This is a genomic window from Polaromonas sp. P3_C2, from assembly GCF_056402675.1.
In genome coordinates this window covers 1-5,034 of record NZ_JBFUGX010000304.1, presented here as the reverse complement: position 1 = coordinate 5,034, position 5,034 = coordinate 1, and the positions used below count along the sequence as shown (strand labels likewise).

The 5,034-nt window shown below is 62.3% G+C and carries 5 protein-coding genes; all 5 read right to left on the bottom strand.

The features are described 5' to 3' along the window. Window positions 1-1,091 (bottom strand): pyruvate kinase (gene pyk / locus AC1DWI_RS13565; RefSeq protein ID WP_477725013.1); only part of this gene is annotated, 1,091 nt, incomplete at its 3' end. A gap of 180 nt (window positions 1,092-1,271) precedes the next feature. After that, the gene (locus tag AC1DWI_RS13560; protein ID WP_477666947.1) at window positions 1,272-2,465 is read right to left on the bottom strand and encodes a phosphoglycerate kinase; all 1,194 of its coding nucleotides are present in this window, start codon (window positions 2,463-2,465) and stop codon (window positions 1,272-1,274) included. A gap of 325 nt (window positions 2,466-2,790) precedes the next feature. Further along, on the bottom strand, window positions 2,791-3,126 hold the full coding sequence (locus AC1DWI_RS13555; protein WP_477725012.1) for an AzlD domain-containing protein: 336 nt from the start codon (window positions 3,124-3,126) through the stop codon (window positions 2,791-2,793). Next, on the bottom strand, window positions 3,123-3,869 hold the full coding sequence (locus AC1DWI_RS13550) for an AzlC family ABC transporter permease (RefSeq protein WP_477725011.1): 747 nt from the start codon (window positions 3,867-3,869) through the stop codon (window positions 3,123-3,125). The genes AC1DWI_RS13555 and AC1DWI_RS13550 overlap by 4 nt, the downstream gene beginning before the upstream one ends. 34 nt (window positions 3,870-3,903) lie before the next feature. Then, on the bottom strand, window positions 3,904-4,890 hold the full coding sequence (fmt, locus tag AC1DWI_RS13545) for a methionyl-tRNA formyltransferase (RefSeq protein WP_477670630.1): 987 nt from the start codon (window positions 4,888-4,890) through the stop codon (window positions 3,904-3,906). Window positions 4,891-5,034: the final 144 nt, after the last annotated feature.

Here is a 5,034-nt window from a genome sequence, read left to right as displayed (position 1 = left end):
GCGATGGACTGGTCAATGCGGTCAAAGGTCATGCCGGTAAAGTCGGCGTCCAGTTTCACGTCCTCGGCTTTTTCGGCTTCGGCGCAGATGTTGGCCATCTCGACAATGGTCTCCAGCGGATAACGGCCGGCGGCGGTCTCGGCCGATGTCATGACGGCATCGGTGCCGTCGAGCACCGCGTTGGCCACGTCGCTGACCTCAGCGCGCGTGGGCACCGGGTTGGTGATCATGGACTCCATCATGTGGGTCGCGGTGATGACCACCTTGTCCAGCTCACGGGCCATGCGGATCATGCGTTTTTGCAGCGCCGGCACGGCCGCATTGCCGACCTCGATGGCCAGGTCGCCACGCGCGACCATGATGCCGTCGCTGGCCCTGCAGATGGCTTCCAGGTTCGGGATCGCTTCGGCACGCTCGATCTTGGCGATCAAGCCCGGCTTGTGGCGGTGCTCAGCACCGGCCACATTGCACAGCTGGCGCGCCATTTCCATGTCGCTGGCGTTCTGCGGAAAGCTCACCGCGACATAGTCGGCCTGGAAACTCATTGCGGTGCGAATGTCTTCCATGTCTTTGGCCGTCAGCGCCGGCGCCGTCAGACCGCCGCCCTGCTTATTGATGCCCTTGTTGTTGGACAACACGCCGCCGATTTTGACCGTCGCATGGACCTGCTCGCCCAAGACCCTGTCGACCGTCATGACGATCAGGCCGTCGTTGAGCAGCAGTGTGTCACCGGCCTTGACGTCGCGCGGCAGTTCCTTGTAGTCCAGGCCTACGCCGTTGATGTCACCAAGCTCGGTGCGGGACGCGTCGAGCACAAACTTCATGCCTTGCTCAAGCTGCACCTTGCCCTCGGCAAATTTGCCGACACGGATTTTCGGGCCCTGCAGGTCGGCCATGATGGCGACCTCGCGCCCGGCGCGGGTGGCGGCCTCTCGCACCAGCCTGGCACGATCGATGTGGTCTTGCGCCGTGCCGTGGCTGAAATTCAGCCGCACGCAGTTGACGCCAGCGCGAATCATCTGCTCCAGCAAGGCCGGATCGCTGGAGGCGGGGCCAAGGGTGGCAACGATTTTGGTGCCGCGGCGCTGCATCTTCATGTCTGTCTCCTGTAATTTAGTTTCTTATTTTTACACGAATGAGTTACGTGGCGGTTACCAAGCCATCGCCGCATCCGGGGTATTGGTCAGAAGCCGGAGGGGTGGCCCGCTGCATGCAACGTGTCGCGCCTTGAACCTGCAAACCGCGGTTTGCCGCATTTTGCAGGTAGCGCCTCAATGGCCCGCGCGCTTTTGCAGGATTTCAAAGGCCGGAAGCGTCTTGCCTTCCAGCACTTCCAGAAAAGCGCCGCCGCCGGTCGAGATGTAGTCGACCTGCTTTTCAATGCCGTATTTGGCAATGGCGGCCAGCGTGTCCCCGCCTCCGGCGATAGAGAACCCGCTGCTGTCCGCAACGGCGCGCGCAATGCCTTCGGTGCCTTTAGCGAACGCGTCAAACTCAAACACGCCGACCGGGCCGTTCCATACGATGGTGCCGGCCGCCTTGAGCTGCGCCGCAAGTCTCGCGGTGGTTTGCGGGCCGATATCAAGAATCAGGTCGTCATCGGCGACGTCAGTGGCCGCCTTGACGGTGGCCGGCGCGTCAGCGGCAAAGGTTTTGGCGGTGACAACGTCCGTCGGAATCGGCACCTCGGCGCCACGCGCCTTCATGGCGTCAATCACGGCTTTGGCTTCGGCCAGCAGGTCGGCTTCGGCCAGGCTTTTGCCGATTTTCAAACCGGCGGCCAGCATGAAGGTGTTGGCAATACCGCCGCCCACGATGAGCTGGTCAACATTGGCGGCGAGTGATTTGAGGATGGTGAGCTTGGTCGAGACCTTGCTGCCGGCCACGATGGCCACCAGCGGCCTGCGCGGGCTGGAAAGGGCTTTGGAGATGGCGTCCATCTCGGCGGCCAGCAGTGGGCCGGCGCTTGCCACGGGCGCGTACTGCGCAATGCCATAGGTGGAGGCTTCAGCGCGGTGCGCCGTGCCGAACGCATCGTGCACAAAAATATCGCAGAGCGCAGCCATCTTGCGCGCCAGCTCTTCGCTGTTTTTCTTCTCGCCCTTGTTGAGCCGGCAGTTCTCCAGCATCACCAGCTGGCCGGGTTTGACATCCACACCGTCCACCCAGCCGGAGGCCAGGGGAATGTCGCGCTTCATCAACTCGCCCATTCGTTTGGCCACAGGCGCCAGCGAATCGGCCGGCTTGAACTCACCCTCCACTGGCCGCCCGAGATGAGATGTCACCATGACCGCCGCGCCTGCGTCCAGGGCCATCTGGATGCAGGGAATCGAGGCGCGGATGCGCGTGTCTTCCGTGATGTTGCCGCTGTCATCCTGCGGCACGTTGAGGTCGGCACGGATGAACACGCGCTTGCCGGCAACTTTGCCGCTGGCGCACAGGTCGGAGAAACGGATGAAGTTCATAAATCGCTCGCACAATAAAAAAGGCTTTGGGCCACAGCGCCCAAAGCCCTAAATTGTAGGTGCCTGTATGTGCCTGGGCCCGTCAGACAAAGCCGGGAAAGCGTAAATTTAGGCATCAAATCGGCCTCCAGCCCACGCAGAACGAGCGCAAGCAGCTACTGATTTGATAGCAGTCGACACCAAACACGATGCGAAGCGAGTAACACCAAGGCCAGCAGGGGCCGCGGAACCGGCTTTGCCGGGCCGCAGGCGCCGTCCCCTGCAAGGGGAAAAGGGCTACACGCAGTGAGCCCGATAGGGGTGTGCTAATTTTTACCGTGGGGGCTCACCATCCAAACCCCATATGCAGCGGCAAATACACCGCCATGCCGGCCAGGATGGTGCCCAGCACGCCGTGACGCCAGTAATACCAGGCGGTGCCGGCGACTACCGCAAACAGCCGCGCGTCTTTCCAGGTTGCGATGAAATGGCCCTGCGTCATCACCATTTCCGGCACGATCACTGCGGCCAGCRCAGCAATGGGCGCGTAGTGCAGGCCGCGCTGCGCCCAGCCTGGCAGCGTCCAGGGCTTGCTGGAGAGAAAAAAGAAGGAGCGCGTGAGGACGGTCATCAGCGTCATGCCGATGATGGTCACCACCGTCCAGAGATCGGTCTGGTTCATGCTGCGTCTCCGGTTCCGGGAGTGGATACCGCAGGCTTGGCCGGCGCTGATTTTTCCAGCGCCAGGCAGACGATGACGGCTACGGCAATGCCCACCAGGATATTGAGCTTGAGCGGCAAGGCGAAGGTGGCGACAGCGGCGGCACCCGCGATGGCTGCAGACACCGCTCGCAGGCGGGTGGTGGCCAGCGACCACATGATGCCCAGCAGCGCCAGGATGCCGGCAAAGCCCAAGCCCCAGGACAGCGGAATGGAATTGGCCAGCGCAATGCCCACCAGCGTGGCACCCACCCAGCTGACCCAGCTCATGCCGCAGCTGCCGACCCAGTAGGCGTCCTGGGCTTCAATGCCGGCAGCATCGGCGGCCGGGTGCGGGAAGCGTTTGGTAAAAAGCACATAGTTCAGGTCGGCCATGCCGTAGCCAAAAGCCATGCGGCGCCACAGGCTCTGGTGCATCACATAGGGGCGCAGGTGAGCGCTGAAGACCATGAAGCGCAGGTTGACGCAAAACGAGGTAGCCAGAATCACCCACATGGGTGCGCCCGCCACGATGAGAGGCAAGGCTGCCAGTTGGGAACTGCMGGCAAAAACCAGCACCGCCATCAGCAGCACCTCGATAAGACTCATGCCCGACTTCACCATTGCCACGCCCGTCATCAGGCCCCAGGCGGCGATGCCAGGTGCAACGCTAGCGAGCTCACTCACCCCGAGCCGGAAGTCCGGATGCTTGAAGAATGTCTTCACAAAAACCCCGCCCTTTTCTGTTCCGTCATTTTTTTCACCCCTGTTTGGCGATATCCGGTTGAATGAAGACCATGCCGGGACGGATCTCAAACCCCCGCAAAAACTCGGACGCATCCAGCGCCTTGCCGCCGGCTTTTTGAAGGCGGCTCACACGTAGAACGCCGTCGGCGGCACAAATGTCCACACCTTGTGGCCCTGCGGCAAGGACTTCACCGGCCTGGGCATCCCCCGGCCGACGCGCATTCGCCAGAACTTCGGCACGCCAGAACTTGAGGGTTTGCCCGTCTACAACACCGGCCGCGCCGGGAAACGGGTTGAACGCCCGGATCCGCCGCTCGAGTACGGAAGCGCCTTGCGACCAGTCCAGTAATGCCTCATGTTTTTCAATTTTGTGTGCGTAAGTGATGCCGTCCGCGGGCTGAGAGACCGCGTGCAGGCCTCCGCACGCAGCGATCTCGAGGGCCTCCACGATGAGCCGCCCGCCCAGATTGGCCAGCTTGTCGTGCAGCGAAGCCGTGGTGTCGCCGGGTGCGATGCGCAGCTTTTCCGTCAGGAGCATGTCGCCCGTGTCCAGCCCGGCATCCATTTGCATGATGGTGACGCCGGTTTCCGGATCACCGGCTTCGATGGCCCGGTGAATCGGCGCGGCACCGCGCCATCTCGGCAACAGCGACGCGTGGATATTGAGGCAGCCCAACCGCGGTACATCCAGAACCCACTGCGGAAGAATGAGTCCATAGGCCGCCACCACCATGACGTCCGCGCGCGCTGCGGTGATGGCTTCGTGCGCCGCGGCTGCATCGTCAGGGAATTTGCCGTCCAGCCGCAAGCTTCTGGGTTGGGCGATGGGTGTGTGTGAGGTTTCGGCCCATTGCTTGACAGGCGAAGCCTGCAGTTTCATGCCGCGGCCTGCGGGGCGGTCAGGCTGGCTCAGTACGAGGGGAATCTCAAAACCGGCCGCATGCAGTTTTTCAAGGGCCACACGGGCGAACTCAGGGGTACCGGCAAAAATGACACGCATGGAGTCCGATTCTAAAGACTCCTAGGGAAATCCCGTGGTTCCGGCACGCGGTACAACGGCCGACGTCCGTACGTACGGACAGGTTAACGGGGCGAGTCGCGCTCCTCGTCCTTTTTCTGCTTGATCATCTTGGTTTTGATGCGG

Bases quoted from the DNA above. Each gene is read 5' to 3' on its own strand.
- AC1DWI_RS13560 (WP_477666947.1), bottom strand. From the start codon at position 2,465: ATGAACTTCATCCGTTTCTCCGACCTGTGCGCCAGCGGCAAAGTTGCC.
- fmt (WP_477670630.1), bottom strand. From the start codon at position 4,890: ATGCGTGTCATTTTTGCCGGTACCCCTGAGTTCGCCCGTGTGGCCCTT.